At 64.1% G+C, this 15316-nt stretch carries 10 protein-coding genes and 1 pseudogene; 3 read left to right on the top strand and 8 right to left on the bottom strand.

The genetic code is table 11. The features are described from left to right. Nucleotide 1 precedes the first annotated feature (1 nt). On the top strand, nucleotides 2-1723 hold the full coding sequence (locus tag ACP69S_RS19645; RefSeq protein ID WP_426000131.1) for a response regulator: 1722 nt from the start codon (nucleotides 2-4) through the stop codon (nucleotides 1721-1723). Between the two features lie 468 nt (nucleotides 1724-2191). Here the strand turns inward: ACP69S_RS19645 and istB are convergent, their stop codons facing one another. From istB to ACP69S_RS19620, 5 genes and pseudogenes are all read right to left on the bottom strand, one after another. Further along, nucleotides 2192-2926, bottom strand: coding sequence for an IS21-like element helper ATPase IstB (gene istB / locus ACP69S_RS19640; protein WP_426000129.1), 735 nt, complete (start codon nucleotides 2924-2926; stop codon nucleotides 2192-2194). Beyond that, nucleotides 2917-3642, bottom strand: a pseudogene (gene istA, locus ACP69S_RS19635) (IS21 family transposase); the annotation flags it as partial. The gene istB and the pseudogene istA, both read right to left, overlap by 10 nt. Before the next feature lie 348 nt (nucleotides 3643-3990). Beyond that, nucleotides 3991-6447 (bottom strand): response regulator, encoded by a 2457-nt coding sequence (locus ACP69S_RS19630; RefSeq protein WP_426000127.1) that lies wholly within the window; start codon nucleotides 6445-6447, stop codon nucleotides 3991-3993. Between the two features lie 759 nt (nucleotides 6448-7206). Further along, nucleotides 7207-7578 carry a response regulator gene (locus tag ACP69S_RS19625; RefSeq protein WP_426000125.1) on the bottom strand — a complete coding sequence of 124 codons (372 nt, stop codon included), beginning with the start codon at nucleotides 7576-7578 and terminating at the stop codon, nucleotides 7207-7209. After that, the gene (locus tag ACP69S_RS19620; RefSeq protein ID WP_426000124.1) at nucleotides 7571-10747 is read right to left on the bottom strand and encodes a PAS domain S-box protein; all 3177 of its coding nucleotides are present in this window, start codon (nucleotides 10745-10747) and stop codon (nucleotides 7571-7573) included. The genes ACP69S_RS19625 and ACP69S_RS19620 overlap by 8 nt, the downstream gene beginning before the upstream one ends. A 264-nt stretch (nucleotides 10748-11011) precedes the next feature. Between ACP69S_RS19620 and ACP69S_RS19615 the strand changes: the two genes are divergently transcribed. Next, the gene (locus ACP69S_RS19615; RefSeq protein ID WP_426000123.1) at nucleotides 11012-11869 is read left to right on the top strand and encodes a tyrosine-type recombinase/integrase; all 858 of its coding nucleotides are present in this window, start codon (nucleotides 11012-11014) and stop codon (nucleotides 11867-11869) included. 21 nt (nucleotides 11870-11890) lie between these two features. Then, nucleotides 11891-13111 (top strand): IS91 family transposase, encoded by a 1221-nt coding sequence (locus tag ACP69S_RS19610; protein WP_426000121.1) that lies wholly within the window; start codon nucleotides 11891-11893, stop codon nucleotides 13109-13111. A gap of 543 nt (nucleotides 13112-13654) precedes the next feature. Here ACP69S_RS19610 and ACP69S_RS19605 read toward each other — a convergent pair. The 3 genes from ACP69S_RS19605 to ACP69S_RS19595 are packed head-to-tail and all read right to left on the bottom strand — an operon-like array spanning nucleotide 13655 to nucleotide 15106. Beyond that, nucleotides 13655-13945 (bottom strand): DUF6958 family protein, encoded by a 291-nt coding sequence (locus tag ACP69S_RS19605; RefSeq protein ID WP_426000119.1) that lies wholly within the window; start codon nucleotides 13943-13945, stop codon nucleotides 13655-13657. Continuing rightward, nucleotides 13938-14462, bottom strand: a complete 525-nt coding sequence (locus ACP69S_RS19600; protein WP_426000117.1) for a GFA family protein — start codon at nucleotides 14460-14462, stop codon at nucleotides 13938-13940. The genes ACP69S_RS19605 and ACP69S_RS19600 overlap by 8 nt, the downstream gene beginning before the upstream one ends. 11 nt (nucleotides 14463-14473) lie before the next feature. After that, nucleotides 14474-15106 carry a TetR/AcrR family transcriptional regulator gene (locus ACP69S_RS19595; RefSeq protein WP_426000113.1) on the bottom strand — a complete coding sequence of 211 codons (633 nt, stop codon included), beginning with the start codon at nucleotides 15104-15106 and terminating at the stop codon, nucleotides 14474-14476. Nucleotides 15107-15316: the final 210 nt, after the last annotated feature.

Here is a 15316-nt window from a genome sequence, read left to right as displayed (position 1 = left end):
CATGAATGAATCGATAAACTTCCTGATCGTCGATGACCTCGAGGAGAACCTTGTGTCGCTGGAAGCTCTGCTCCAGCGCGACGGCCTTGCCTTCCTCAAGGCGCGCTCCGGCGAGGAAGCCCTGGAAATCCTGTTGAAGCATGACGTGGCCTTGGCCCTGCTCGACGTGCAGATGCCCGGAATTGACGGATTCCAGTTGGCTGAGTTCATGCGCGGAAACGAACGCGCACGGCACATCCCGATCATTTTCCTCACGGCCGGGACCGCGGATACCAAGCGCCGCTTCCGCGGCTACGAGGCCGGGGCGGTCGATTTCATTGAGAAGCCGATCGAGGTGGATATCCTTCGCAGCAAGGCCGACGTCTTCTTCGACCTCCACCAACAGCGCCGTCAAATCCAGGTCCAGCGGGACGCTCTCGAGGCCAGCACCAAGGCCCTCGCCGGCGCTGCGAACCACCTTGAAGAACAGGTCCGGGAGCGAACGGCGGAGCTCGGCGCCGCGAACGCTGCTTTGAAAGGGGAACTGGAGACCCGCGAAGCGGCTGAGGCCCAGGTCCGGCAGATGCAGAAGATGGAGAGCATCGGTCAGCTGACCGGCGGCATCGCCCACGACTTCAATAACATGCTGTCGATCGTCATCGGCTCGCTCGACATCGCCAAGCGCCGCCTCGACACCGATCGGACCCGCGCCCTGGTCTGTATCGACAACGCCCTGGACGGCGCCCATCGCGCCGCCCTGCTCACCGCGCGGCTGCTGGCCTTCTCACGACAGTTGCCGCTGGAACCCAGGTCTCTCGACGTCAACAAGCTGGCGGGCGGGATGTCGGAGATGCTGCGTCACACCATTGGCGAGCATCTGCGGATCGAGACCGTGCTGGCGGGCGGCCTGTGGCCCGCATTCATTGACCCAAGCCAGCTAGAGAACGCGATCCTGAACCTGGTGATCAATGCCCGCGACGCCATGACCGAAGGCGGCCGGCTGACGGTGGAGACCTCGAACGCGCACCTCGACGACGCCTATGCCTCAGCCAATGCGGAAGCCGTCGCCGGCCAATATGTGCTGCTCTCGGTGACCGACACCGGCGTCGGAATGCCCGACGACGTCATCGACCGCGTGTTCGACCCGTTCTTCACCACCAAGGGCGTCGGGAAGGGCACGGGGCTGGGCCTTTCCCAGGTGCATGGCTTCGTCAAACAGTCAGGCGGCCATGTGAAGATCTATTCCGAGCCAGGTATCGGGACGACGGTGAAGCTTTATCTGCCGCGTCTCGTCGGCGCCGAGACCGACCTGGATGCTGAGGCGCCCGTGATTAGTGCGGAGTCCGCCCAGGCCAAGACCGGCGAGGTGATCCTGGTGGTCGAAGACGACGAGAAGATCCGCTTCCTGTCGGTCGAGGCCCTGCGCGACTTTGGCTACACCGTCGTCCAGGCGGGCGACGCCTCCCAGGCGTTGGCTGTCCTGGCGGTGACGCCGCGCGTCGATCTGCTGTTCACTGACATCGTCATGCCGGACATGAATGGCCGCCAGCTCGCCGACCGGGCCCGGGAAACACGCCCCGACCTAAAGGTGCTCTACACGACAGGCTTCACGAAAAACGCCGTGGTCCACAACGGGGTCCTCGATCCCGGCGTCGCCCTGATCTCCAAGCCTTTCATTATCGACCAACTGGCCATCAAGGTGCGTCTGGTGCTCGACGGCGCGTGGATCAATCGTCCTGGCTGAAGACGGCTTCATGCCGGCCAGGTGGTGATCATCCGCCGTCAGCGGGATCGGTACTCGCCGCGCGGCTGACATGTTGCCCATCACCATGCTGCTAAATCGGAAAATTTGGACGCAGGGAACGCTGAGCCACGATCAACCTCAAGTGGGGGTGACGGGTTCGGGTGGCCAGAGTGACTATGACTTTGCAAGACCGGCAAATCGCCACGGGAGCGTCTCGCAAGCATGAAACGGAATGAAGTCCTCGGAGGCTTCCGTAAGCTTGGCGGGCACACCCATGTCAAACGGCGCCCAATCGGGACCCCCTATAGGCGCCGAACAGGGCCCCCCTATCCGGCTTCCGAGCGGCGATGCGCCTAGCTCTCAGCCAGCGCAGAGCATCGACGCGGGGTGAGCCACTGATCGATCAGCTGCTCGGAGGGGAGTCTGGGGGGAGGTTGAACAAGTTGTGGATGAAGCGGGGCGCGGCAATCAGGCCCGGTTTCTGCGCCGCCAGCTGTCGTTGCCGGTCTCGACGATGTCGCAGTGATGGGTCAGACGGTCGAGCAGCGCCGTGGTCATCTTGGCGTCGCCGAAGACGGTGGGCCATTCTCCGAAGGTCAGGTTGGTGGTGATGATCACCGAGGTGCGCTCGTAGAGCTTGCTGACCAGATGGAACAGGCGCTGACCGCCGGACTGGGCGAACGGCAGGTAGCCCTGCTCGTCGAGGACCACGAGGTCCAGGCGCGAGAGCTGGGCCGCCAGGGCTCCGGCCTTGCCCCGCCGGGCCTCGTCCTCGAGCCGGTTCACCAGATCGACGGTGTTGAAGTAGCGACCGCGCGCGCCAGCCCGCACGACGTTGGCGGTGATGGCGATGGCGATGGCCAGGTGGGTCTTGCCGGTGCCTGTGCCGCCGACCAGGACGATGTTGCGATGGTTGGCCAGGAAGGCGCCGTCGTATAGCGAACGGACCAAGCCCTCATTGATCGGCGAGCCCTCGAAGCTGAACGCCGCCAGATCCTTCATCACCGGCAGCTTGGCGGCGGTCAGGCGATAGAGGATGGAGGCGGCCTGGCGATGGTTGGTCTCGGCCTTGGGCAGGTCGGCCAGGATCTCCATGGCCGTGCGGTTGCGCTGAAGGCCTGTGGTGACGGTCTCGTCGAAGGCCCCGGCCATGCCCTTCAGACCCAGTTGGGCGAAGGCTTGGATCATCTCATGCCGCTGCACGGGGACCTCGCAGCAGGTCGTAGCGGGCGCAGTCGGCGATGGGCGGATGACGCAGGACCAGCGCCTCGCAGGTGGTGATCGGCTGGGGCGCTGGCGGCTCGCGCCGCCGTCTTCATGTTGTCGTAGATGCCCCGCGTGGGGACCCCGCCGAAGAAAGCGAACGCCCGGGCATGGGCGTCAAACACCATCTCCTGGGTCTCGCGCGGATAAACCCTGACGTAGACTGCACGCGATGCGCAGAGCCGAACATGGGCCGCCTTCACCCGCATCGGCTGGCCGGCGACCTCCACGTCCTCATGACTGAAGTCGAACTGGAACGCCTCGCCCGGCGCGAACGTCAGCGGCACGAACGCCGTCCCGCCGTCGCCGGGCGCCGCCTTGGTCTCCTCACGCCAGCGGGCCGCATAACGCCGCACCGAGTCGTAGGAGCCGTCGTAGCCCTCCTGGACCAACAGGTCCCAGACCCGCGCCAGTCGCAACCGCTCGCGCCGGGACCGCGTCTCGTTCTCCGCCAGAAGCTGCTCAAGCCGTTCGCGCACCGGCCCAATCTTCGGAAACGGCTGCGTCGTCCGCTGATAGCTGAACGCGCCTTCCTCCGCCCGGATCGCCTTGCGCACGACCTTCCTCGACAGCCTCAGATCCCGACAAATCGCCTTGATCGGTTTGCCCGCCGCATACTCACGGCGAATCCGCACCACTGTCTCCACGGCCAACATCCCCATCTCGACCGCCCGGTTGAACCAAGCCGCCGTGCCTTAAGGGAAGCGTTCGATGGCGCCATCGCCTCCGGAAACCCGGGCGCGTGGCCCGAGCAGTTCGAGGCTTTGGATGACCTTCTTACCAGTCTGGGTCCGAGCGTGTGACTGATGAACCCCGCTCAAAGCCGATCCGGAAGGCCCTGGTCGGTGCGCGACATAGATCTTGAGATTGACGAGCAGGGGTAACCCCGCGCTCGTGGCGCCGGCGTCGGCTGGGCTTATGGTATGTGGACCAGCAGCGAATATTGTTCAGACCAGTCGAAAGCTACGCGCTTAAGATTTGGCGACCCCATCGTCTTCCTGTAGTCAGACAGCAACTGCAGGATTCTGAAAGTCTCGGTCTGCAACGCGCTGGAGTAGTCCAAACAGTTCCTCGAGCCGTATGGGCTTGTCGAGATGCCCGTCCATGCCCGCTCTGCGATACTCGACCAGAAACTCGCTCGCCGCGTCCGCCGACAGAGCGATGATCGGCGTGCGCGATCGGCCGTCGGCCTGTTCCTGACGTCGCATGGCCCGGGTCGCTTCGATGCCGTTCAACTCCGGCATCCGAACATCCATAAGCACCAGATCAAACTCGTCGCCTTCAAAGGCGCCGAGGGCTGCAGCGCCGTTGGGCACTATTGTCAGGTCAAAGCCGGCGCCCTCCAGCATGGCGCTGATGAGTTGCTGGTTGGCGGGATTGTCCTCGGCGAGGAGGATACGCAGAGGCTCGTCCGCCGCGACGGTCTCAACCGTCTTCTGGTGGGCGGGTCCTGCCATGGGCTCGCCCACGCCAGCAGGCGACGACGGGGTTCCCAACTGACCGTTCTCTAACCTCCACTCAAGCTTCAGCAGCCGCCCTACAGCTTCCAGCAGCTCGGAATTGTCGATGGGCTTGCTTATGAAGGCGTCGGCTCCGGCCCCGAGCGCACTGGCCTCGGCATGCTCGAGGCTGTCTGCTGAGTTCGCCAATATGGCGACGCCCTTCAACGAGTCCATCATGCGCAGCATGGCCGTTGTTTGCAGCCCGTCCAGCACGGGCATCTTCAGGTCCATCAGGATCAAGTCGGGCGATGCCGCCTGTGCCTGCTGCAGGGCCTCGACGCCATTGGCTGCGATGGAAACTTCAAACCCAAGCTGAGTTAGCAAGTCGCGGAGAACGTTACGGCTGTCGCTGTTGTCGTCCACCACGAGCACGCGACGGCGGGCGCCGGAATATCCACGGACCTGCTCGAACGCCAACCTGCCAGGCGTTGCGGGACGTTCGGCCAGCGGAAATGTCGCCTCGAACCAGAAACTCGTGCCCTGCCCGACGCGGCTGTGCACCTGGATGTTGGAGCCCATCAGATGAGCGAACTGCCGGCTGATCGTCAGCCCAAGCCCCGTACCGCCCTCATGGCCGCCGACGGCGCCCACCTGCTCGAAGCGGCGGAAAATCAGCTCCAGCTCGTGCTCAGCAATGCCAGGACCGCTGTCCTGGACCTCAAAGCGGAGGGTTGCGCTCTGGCCAGTGCGTCGCAACTGGCTCACCACCAGCGACACCCTTCCCTCCTCGGTGAATTTCACTGCGTTAGACAGTAGGTTCAGAAGGATCTGACGCAGGCGCTTCTCGTCGGCCTGGACTGCGCTGACGACGTCGTCGTCGATCAGGCAGTTGAATTTGAGCCCCTTCTCTTCGGCCCGTACCCCAATCATCTCGCCTACGCCGGCGACCAATGCCTGCACATCGGTCGGCGCGGGATGCAATTCCATCTTGCCCGCTTCGATCTTGGAAAGGTCGAGCAGGTCGGTGATCAGGGAGAGTAGATGGTTTCCGCTCCGATGGATCGTTCGAACCGGCTCCAGATGGGCGGCCGGAAGATCGGCGCGCAGTAGCAATTGGGCATAGCCCAATACTGCATTCAGGGGCGTCCTCAGCTCATGGCTCATACTGGCCAAGAAGTCTGACTTGGCCCGGCTGGCTCGCTCGGCCGCAGCCTTGGCTAGCTGCAGCACGGCAGTATCCTGTCTGGCCCTGCGGAAGTGATTCAGCATGTAAAGCAGCAGCACCGCGCCCCACACGACGAGGATGCTCTGATAGAGTCGCGCAGGCGTGATCGCAGAACGCCGGAGCTTGATGGAATTGAGACGAAACGCATAATTTCCAGGCGCAGCCGTCGGTCCGGTCGAGACTTCAAGTCCAACAACGTTGTCGAGCTGACGTCTCGACAACTCTGGCGGAAGATTCTTGCCCGCCAACCACCATTCAGCGACGCTGAAGTCCTCTGAGTGGAAGACCAGCGTTTGGCGCCCTTGCCTCAGGCTGAAATCCACCTTGTTGACTTTGTTTGTCGAGCGGTCTTCTAACTTAGAGTACCGGTCATCGCGGTTCTTCAAACCCAACCGGGCCGTCGAGGCAGGTCCGCTATACTCAAATTCAAGCTCGAGACTATTCAGGTTACGGAGGTCCAACCCGGGATGGGTCCCATATCCGTCGAAGGCCACCTCGTAACCGCAGAACATGTTGGGCACGCCAGGTCTCAAGGCGCAGGTGAAGCGCAGAGGCTTATCGGCGTCTTCGAGCGTCGAAGCGCCGCCGCTGGCCTGGTCCGCGTAGCCACTATAGAGGAACTGCCCCACCGTGGCCTGAGAGATCAGAATGTCGCGGCCGAAGATCTCCCGCTGGAAGCCAATTACGACCACGGTCAACAGTAGCAGCGCCAGCAGAGCGATTTCAGCCCCATGACGGGCAACGCTTCCACCGACATGACGCCATCTATGCCCCGGAGCCTTGCTGGCTTTCATCTCGTCACCCCTGCAGCTTGATGCGCGCTCGCAACATACCGACCGGCGGTGAACAGATTGCCCATTCGCCTCCGGTTGGATCTCAGCAGTCAGGACGGCTCCCCCCTTTATCTTGGATGAGCGCAAGCTCTAGTAGAGTTTAGTCCAAGAACGAGCGAATGAGCGGAAAGGGTGCAACTCTTGATTGCTGGGGGTGAGGCTGGATGTCGCAGGTCTTCACTCAGGTCCAGAAGTTCCCAGGGGGAATAGCGGCCAGCATCCCGGCGACCGATATACTGAGCTAGGCCTCCTCAGCGCGGCGGCTGCGCACCATAGGACTAAGCCGCTCGCGCGGCATGGGTGACCGGCGCCGGCGCGGTAGATGAGCCTGAAGTGGCGGTGCTCCGCCCGTCCTGTCTGAAGATCAGGGGTCAACCCTGCAGAACACGCCCGGCGTACAGACCGCAGCTTCCTCCCCTGAAGGCTTTCGGAAGCCGGCCCTCAGCGTCGGCTGCAGAGCTCGTGCATGGGCCAGCATCCGAAACCCTCAACAGAACCGGACCTTGGCTTGCCCCCGGGGAATCGGACGTTCGCTGCCTTCAGGACACGATGCGAGTCAGCAAATTCGGCGACTAGGGTAAGTTCACCGAGCGCATATCGACACCCGAAGGTGCACTAAAACGGGCGCAAACCCGGATGTGCCGAGAACTTATGAGTGGCCCCTCGCCGTCCAAGCGGTCCCAACCGCCGACGACGCCAAGCCGGCACTGACGTGTCGGGTCAGCTGTGGATCACTCGGCCAATTGCCAATGTTACTCGCCTGATGTCTGTCGGTTTCTCGCAGCGGACAATGTGATCGTAGCGGGGCGGGAAAGTCGAAGCGTCGTAGCCCGTCGTGAAGACAAACGGGACCCCCCGCGTCAGTAGCAGGTCGGCCGCCGGAAACACCATCTCCCCGCGAAGGTTCGCATCCAGGACCGCGCCGTCAATGTCAGGCTCCGAGCCGATGAGAGCGACCGCGTCCTCGATCGTGCCGGCGGGGCCAATGATCACCGCGCCCGCGTCGGATAGCTCTGTGACAATTTCATCAGCCAGCATGAAGTCGTCCTCGACGACCAAGACCCGGCAGTCTTGCAACGTCCGATCAGCCATGATCCGCCTCCTGTGATGGTCTTCTGGTCGAGATGGGGATCGAGATGGCGCAATGGACTCCGTCGGCTCCAAGCACGTAGGTCGTCTTGGCGCTCAGCTGATAGGGCAGGGCTCGTTCGATCAGCTCGCGCCCCTGGCCGCCGCCGCGCGGCTTCTCGCCGAATGGCGGCATGGCCACGCCGCTCTCACGCCAATCGACGTGAAGCCAAGGTTGATTGCCAGGGCCTTGCGGCTCCACCGACCAGGTGATGGCGAGCCTGCCGTGCGGCTGACCCAAGGCGCCGTATTTGATCGCATTCGTGGCAAGCTCGTGCAGCGCCATCGCCAGGGTCTGCACCATGGAGGAGCGAAGGCGGACGCCCTTTGGGCCGTCAAGGGTCACGTGGTCGGCGCTGCCGTTCATGGCCGCCATCTCGCTGCTCACCAGTTCGTCGAAAGTGACCCGGTCGTGGTCCCCCAGACGCGACAGCAGACCTTGGGCGCGGGCGAGCGCCTCCAATCGATCGCGGAATCGTGCGCGGAAGTCGGGAAAGTCGGCGCTCGACCGTCCGATTTTATCGACCATGGACCGGACGACGCCGATGAGATTGCGCGTGCGGTGCTGCAATTCGGCGACGAGCACCTGCTGGCGCTCCTGCCACTCCCGCCGTTCAGTGACGTCTTGCACCGTGCCGATCATGCGGACAGCTTGGCCACCCTCGTCATAGAAAAAGCGACCCAGCGCCGAGAGCCAGAGGGTCGTTCCGTCAGGGTGCAAGGAGCGGAACTCGTCTTTGTAGGGCAGATTTTCGTGTCTGGCTGCCAGCAGGGCCTGATCGGCCGAAGCCTTGTCCTCGGGATGAATACGCGCAAGCCAGGCTTCGTAGCTTGGCTTGACCTCACCAACCGCGTAGCCCTCAAGGAGGAAATGCTCGTCCGACCAGCTGACCTCATCGGCGACCATATCCCAGTCCCACATCCCGACGTGGGCGGCGTCTTGGGCCAACCGAAGCCGCTCCTCGCTGCGGCGCAGCTGGTCCTCGACGGCTTTCAGTTCGGTGATGTCGTGGCCGATCCCGCCGATGTGCGCCACCTTGCCGGTGTCATCGGTAATGGGGAAATCTGTGTCCCGCAGCCACCGGACGGCGCCGTCTGGTCTGCGGATCCGGAACTCGAACGTCACCCACTCGCCGTCACGCACACGCGCCAAACTGGCGGCAGCGAGCTCCCGGTCCTCGGGAACGACCAGATCCAGCCAGCCCGACATGTTGTCGCCGCGCAGGGCGGCCTCGCGGTCGAGGCCATAGACCGTCTCGAACGCGGGGGTGAGATACTCCCACTGGAACGTCGCTGCGTCGCGCATCCACAGGATGTCCTGGGACGCCTCGCCGAAGTGACGCAGACGCTCCTCGCTCTTTTGCAGGGCTTGCGTTGCGCGCTTCTGGCCGTCGATGTCGCTGATGACGACGACCTGCCCCGTGGTTGTCCCCGAGTGATCCTGGATCGGCGCGCTGGCGACACTCGTCCAGATCTCGCGCCCGTCTTCGTCGGTGTAGAGCATCTCCTGGCCGGGCACGACGCGCTCGCCTCGCATGGCCCGCGCTCCGGGGTAGTCCTGAGGCGTGAGCAGCTGGCCCTGCGCATCCCAGGCGCGCCAACGGTCTGCTAGCTCGGGATCTCGCGACGGAAGGATGCCGGTCGGGAGAAAGCGGCGCCACCCGGCGTTGGAGAGCACGCTCTTGCCCGCGGGATCGATGACTGCAATCCCAACAGGCACGCTCTCGAGTGCGGCCGCCAGACGCGCCTCGCTCTCTTGCAGCGCCCCTTCTGCGCGCGCGCGCTCGACTGACGCCCAGGTGCGCTCGGCGACCTCTTCAACAAGCGAGACTTCACCCTGCGTCCAGAACCGAGGGCAGGTTGAGACGGCTACAATCGCCCAAAGCGGAGACTTCTCGCTCCTGCGGAGGGGCGCGCTGATCAGTCCCCGCATACCCAGGCCGTTGAAACGGGCCTTGTCGTTGTCCGAAAGGCCTTCCATCTGCATAACATCATCGATCACCAGCGTCTGATCAACGGCAACTTGGAGAGCTTCAGGAAAATCGGACAAGCGCACCTGCGCGGGCAACGGGCTCAGACAGTCGTCGTGCATCTGATGAGGAAACTCGCCAATGTCCTCCGCCAGCCGGTAGATCCCGACGTAGCAGCGATCCAGCTGCATCCGCTCCATCAGCATCCCGAGTGACCGGTTCGCAACGGCTTCGGCGCTTGGTTCCGCTCGCAGCGCATCACTGAGCTTTAGCAGGAAGGCCTGTCGTGCCTCGCTCTCATCCGCGAGCTTTCGGGCCGTCTCGATCTCTTTGCGGGCCGTGACCTGCGCCGAGATGTCTCGGAAATAGCACACCACACCGTATCGACCGCCGGATAGTCGGATACGGTCCAGGCGCCATTCGTAGTATTCGATGATGTCGCGGTCGCTGCGATGTTCCGCGCGCTCTGGTGTAACGTAGGACTCGCCAGTCTCCAGCGTCTGCCGGAAGATACTGACGACTTCCTTGGCGTAGTCCTCGTCCCAGAGCCTATGGATGACGTCGGCGAAGTCCCGGCCGACCGGCCCGCCGGGGATGTCGCCGAACACGGGAAGCGCGACCGGGTTGACGTTTCGGATCACCAGGTCGCTGTCGACTAGATAGACGCCCAAGGGTGCTTGATTGACCAGAGCCTGGAACCGCTCCTCGCTTTCCCTCAAGGCTACCCTGGCCAGCACTTGATCGGTAACTTCTGTTGCGATGCAAAAGAACCCGGCCACGGCCCCGTCGCCGTCGCGCAACGGGGTCCAGGAGAAGGTAAACCAACTCATCGGCCGTCCAGGCCTGTCAGCCAATGGCACGGGGCGATCGACGAAGTACTGCGGCTCACCGCGCCAAATGGCTTCGACGACTGGGCGGAACTCATCCCAGATTTCGGGCCATAGCTCCGCGTAAGCCCGACCAAGGCCGTCGGCGTGACGCCCCTCCAAGATCGGCACGTAACCGTCATTATAGATCGAGGTCAGGTCCGCGCCCCAGGCGAGGTAAGCCGCATGCGGAGTTTCTATCAGCAGCTCAACCGCCGTTCTCAGGCTCTGCGGCCAGCCGGAGGACGGTCCAAGAGGCGTGCCCGACCAATCCAAAGCGCGAACTTTGCCGGCCATTTCGCCCGTGCCGAGGGGCCAAGCTGAGGAGAGGGTATCGTTCGGCATACGACATGAACGCACGTATCCGTCGTGCAGTCACCCGAGTGCCCGCGTCCCTTGCGCCGACTGCCTGGGCGAGGCGGTCCGAGTGGCGGCCAGAGGACTAAGCCGCTCGCGCGGCATGGGTGACCGGCGCCGGCGCGGTAGATGAGCCTGAAGTGGCGGTGCTCCGCCCGTCCTGTCTGAAGATCAGGGGTCAACCCTGCAGACAGGCGATCCCCGATGAGCTCTGCACCCACGACCCCGCTTCGTCAGCGGATGATCGAAGACATGTCCATCCGTCAGTTCGGAGAGAAGACCCAGCGCGACTATGTACGCGTGGTCGCCGACTTCGCTCGGTTCCTGGGCCGCTCGCCCGGCCAGGCCCAGCCTGAGGACCTGCGACGATACCAGCTGCACCTGGCCACCCAGGGCGTCTCGCCAGGCCAGATGAACGCCGCCGTCTCGGCACTGCGGTTCTTCTTCAAGATCACCCTGGGTCGGCAGGGCTATGGCGAGCGCCTGGCGAGGGTGCGCAAGGAAGACCGACTGCCCGAGGTGCTCAGCCCTGAAGAGGTGGCGCTGCTGCTGCACTGCGCGCCCAGTCTCAAGCACAAGGCTGCCCTCAGCGTCGCCTATGGCTGCGGCCTGCGGGTCTCGGAGATCACCCACCTGAAGGTCGGCGACATCGACAGCGCCCGCATGCTGATCCGCGTCGAACAGGGCAAGGGTCGCAAGGACCGCTATGTGATGCTGGCCCCTGACCTGCTGGAGCTGCTGCGCCGCTGGTGGCGCTCGGCCCGGCCCATGGGCTGGCTGTTCCCGGGTCGCGATCCTGGTCAGCCGATCACGACCCGCAAGCTCGACCGAGTTTGCAAGGCCGCGGCCAAGACGGCCGGCCTGGACAAGCGGGTGTCGATGCACACCCTGCGCCACTCGTTCGCCACGCACCTGCTGGAGCGCAAGACCGACGTGCGGGTGATCCAGGCGCTGCTGGGTCACAAGAAGCTGGACACCACGGCCCGCTACACCCGCGTGGCGATCAAGACCCTGGGCGCGGTCAAGAGTCCGCTGTCGCTGCTGCGGCCGCCCCCGGCCTGAGCGTTGGCCTGAGCCCGCGCCATGTCCCGGCCACCTCTGGAGGTGGCCGACATCTTCCGCGCCCATGGCCCGGCCTATCGCCGCGCCCAGGCCGGACATCTGAGCCTTGGTCAGCTCAAGGCCATGTCGGCCATCGAGGCCTGTCGCACCGCCGAGCTGGGCGGCCATGTCGCGCGCTGCGACGACTGCCAGCGCCTGGCGGTGAGCTACAACTCCTGCCGCAACCGCCACTGCCCTAAGTGCCAGGGCTCGGCGGCCAGGGTCTGGCTGGCTGAACGCCAGGCTGACCTGCTGCCGGCGCCCTACTTCCATGTCGTCTTCACCCTGCCCGCTCAGCTCGCCGCCATCGCCTTTCAGAACAAGGCCGTGGTCTATGACCTGCTGTTCAAGGCCGCCGCCCAGACCCTGCAGACCATCGCCGCCGATCCCAAGCGTCTGGGCGCCCGGCTGGGCCTGATCGCCGTGCTTCACACCTGGGGCTCGGCCCTGACCCATCATCCCCATGTTCACTGCATCGTCCCCGGCGGCGGGCTGTCGCCGGACGGCGAGCGCTGGATCGCCTGTCGCAAAGGCTTCTTCCTGCCCGTGCGGGTATTGTCGCGGTTCTTCAGACGGCTCTTTCTGGAGAAGCTCACCGACGCTCACGCGCGCGGGCGTCTGAGCTTCTTCGGCGACCTCACATCGCTGGCGGCGCCAGAGGCTCTTGCCACGTACCTGGCGCCGCTGCGTCGCGCTGAATGGTGCGTTTACGCCAAGCCGCCGTTCGGCGGGCCGGCCGCAGTGCTGGCCTATCTGTCCCGCTACACTCACCGCGTCTCCATCTCCAGCAGCCGCCTGGTCACTATGGACGACCAGACCGTGGGCTTTCGCTGGAAGGATTATCGCCGCGCCGACCCCGCCACCGGCGCAGTGAAGATGGCGACCATGGCCCTGTCGCCGGCCGAGTTCATCCGGCGGTTCCTGATCCACGTGCTGCCGTCCGGCTTCCACCGCATCCGCCACTACGGCCTGCTGGCCAAGGGTCCCAACGCCGTGCCCTTGGAGAACCTGCGCGCCCTGATCCTGAAGCAAACGCCGCAACCGGCGGCCGTTCACGAGGACCCAGCCGAGCCCAATGAGTCCAAGGCCGCGCCCGCCCGGGCCTGCCCGTGCGGCGGCGCCGTACGCATCATCGAGGTCATCGGCCGCGGCGGCGCCTGGCGCGCTCGACCGCTCGCGCCACTGTGGTGTGACAGCTCATGAGCCCGGCCGCGACGATCGTCCGCCCCCCATGCCCGCCATCGCCCTCAGCCTTGGCGCAGGACCCGCTGCGCCTCGCGTTCAGCCGCGCCTCAAGAGCCGTCCAGCCGCCGCCAATGCCGGCGCCTCACACCGCTCAGGGACCGACATGTTGGACGTTTGGGGCTCTTCGTGGCCACCGCTCAAACCTATTGGGCCATCGTCAGCACCGCAGCGACAACCGCTATCGCCATAGCCTGACACGCCCGGCGTACTGACCGCGGCTTCCTCCCCTGAAGGCTTTCAGAAGCCGGCCCTCAGCGTCGGCTGCAGAGCTCGTGCATGGGCCAGCATCCGAAACCCTCAACAGAAGCAGACTCTGGCCGGTGATGTGAAGGATGACCTTCGCTCTCGTCAGAGTCGCTGTCGATCCCGGGGCCAGTCACCACCGTCCGGTTGAAAGCGGCCACGACAAGGAGGCAGTGAGTGGCGTAACGAAGCTGGCATATCGAATGGCAACCACATGCCTGTCGGCCTACGCCTGACTGTCCCGCCCGATGCGTTCACCTAGTCTTTGTGAAGATGGACCGGTTTGATTGGCGCGCGCTTGATGACGCCCTTTGCTTCCAGATCAAGCTGGACTGCCTTCAGCCACCATCCCGCGGTCGCTCCGTGCGGGAAGAGGGTCTCGGGGAGGAGCGGCAGAAGGGTCTCCCTGGCCTGAGGGACTGTGATGCCAGGAGCGTCGCTCGGGAGAATGGCGAGTAGCGATTCGCGCATTGCCAGGTATTTCGCGCGATCAACCCTTTGGGTGCGCCCCGGCGTGTTGATGTTTTCGATCTCGATCTTGTCAGACATTGATCCTCTCCGCGGCGGCGATTTTCGGACTTTGAAAGCCCATGGCGATCCACGCCCACAGCAGCTTCGCGTAGAACGCCATCGATTGAGCCTTCAGATTGGGCATGTCGACCGGCAGCACCGAGGGATCGGGAAGATCGCCGACCATGGTTCGCACAACAGCACGGGGGCGCAGGGTCTCAGGCCAGAGGTGCAGGTATAAGTCCAGCCAGTGCGCGCCCTTCATTTCCATGAAGATGGGCGTATTGCAGCAAGTAGCGATCACACGGCGGGTTCCAGCGTCGGCGGTGAGCCGGAATTCGCCTAGATGTCCAGCTCCCGAGATGATCCGGACCCGATCCTTGCGGTACAGCGCCGATGGCGTAGCGCAATGAGCCGTGAGCATATTGTTCGCGCCTGGCAGCTTTGCGAGCCGCGCGGCGGCGGCCCTGCAACTATCGCACATGCATTCTGTGACGATGATAGGTGGCCCCGTAACTTGGAGACGAGTCTCCTCGCACTCGCAGCCGATATCCATGGGCCCTCTCATCATACCCGGTCCTCCGCAATGTGGAAAAGTTGCCGGATATACCGGTCGAGATGGTCGAGACTTTCGCGCGCCAGCTCCGTGGTATCCGCTGCCTTGGCGAGTACGAACCCGCCTTGGAGGACAGCCTGCGTGTGTCGAGCAAGACTTTCGGCGGTCCAACTGGCCTGGATACCGTGCGCCCGTCGCGCGTCTTCAATGTCGCGCACCAGCGTTGCCGCGTGTCCGAAGATGCTGCGACCGCAGGCGTCGCGGATGGCGGGTGAACTTGCGTAAACCTCCTGCGCCATCGTGCCGACTAGGCAAGTAACCTCGGCCAGTTCGCCCGCGATGATCGCTTTGCGGAACGCGACATAAGCGAGTATGCGATCCAGAGGATCGGACGGCTCATGGTACGGCGCCGCCGCGAAGAAGGCGGTTGTTGTGGCCGCCCAGAACTCGGCTGCGGCGACACCCAGCGCGTCCTTGTTCTCAAACTGATGGAAGAACGCTCCCTTGGTGACAGCCGCCACTCTGCAAAGATCGTCGACTGTGGTGGCCGCAAAACCCTTTTCACGGATGAGGTCTCGCGCGGCTTCCAGAAGGCGAAGCCTCGCAGTCCCGCGCTCGGGGGATGCTTTAGTCGGTCTGGACATAGCTTAATACATACCAGTCGGTCGGTATGGGTCAAGGGGGCCAGCGGCTGTTTCTGGCCAGAGTACTAACCCGCTAGCGCGGGATGGGTGATTGTTCGTCGAAGATGAGCGGCGGGGTTCTCCTGTTTGAAGAGGAGCGTGGGTCGGCCACGTCCTCCTCGAGACAGGAGACGAGTGATGCCCGAAGACGCGATCCACCCGCTGCGTCGC

Origin of the sequence: Caulobacter sp. DWR1-3-2b1 (assembly GCF_049895765.1) — a bacterium.
In the GTDB taxonomy this organism is placed as follows: Bacteria; Pseudomonadota; Alphaproteobacteria; order Caulobacterales; family Caulobacteraceae; genus Caulobacter.
This window is presented reverse-complemented; position numbering and strand designations above follow the sequence as displayed.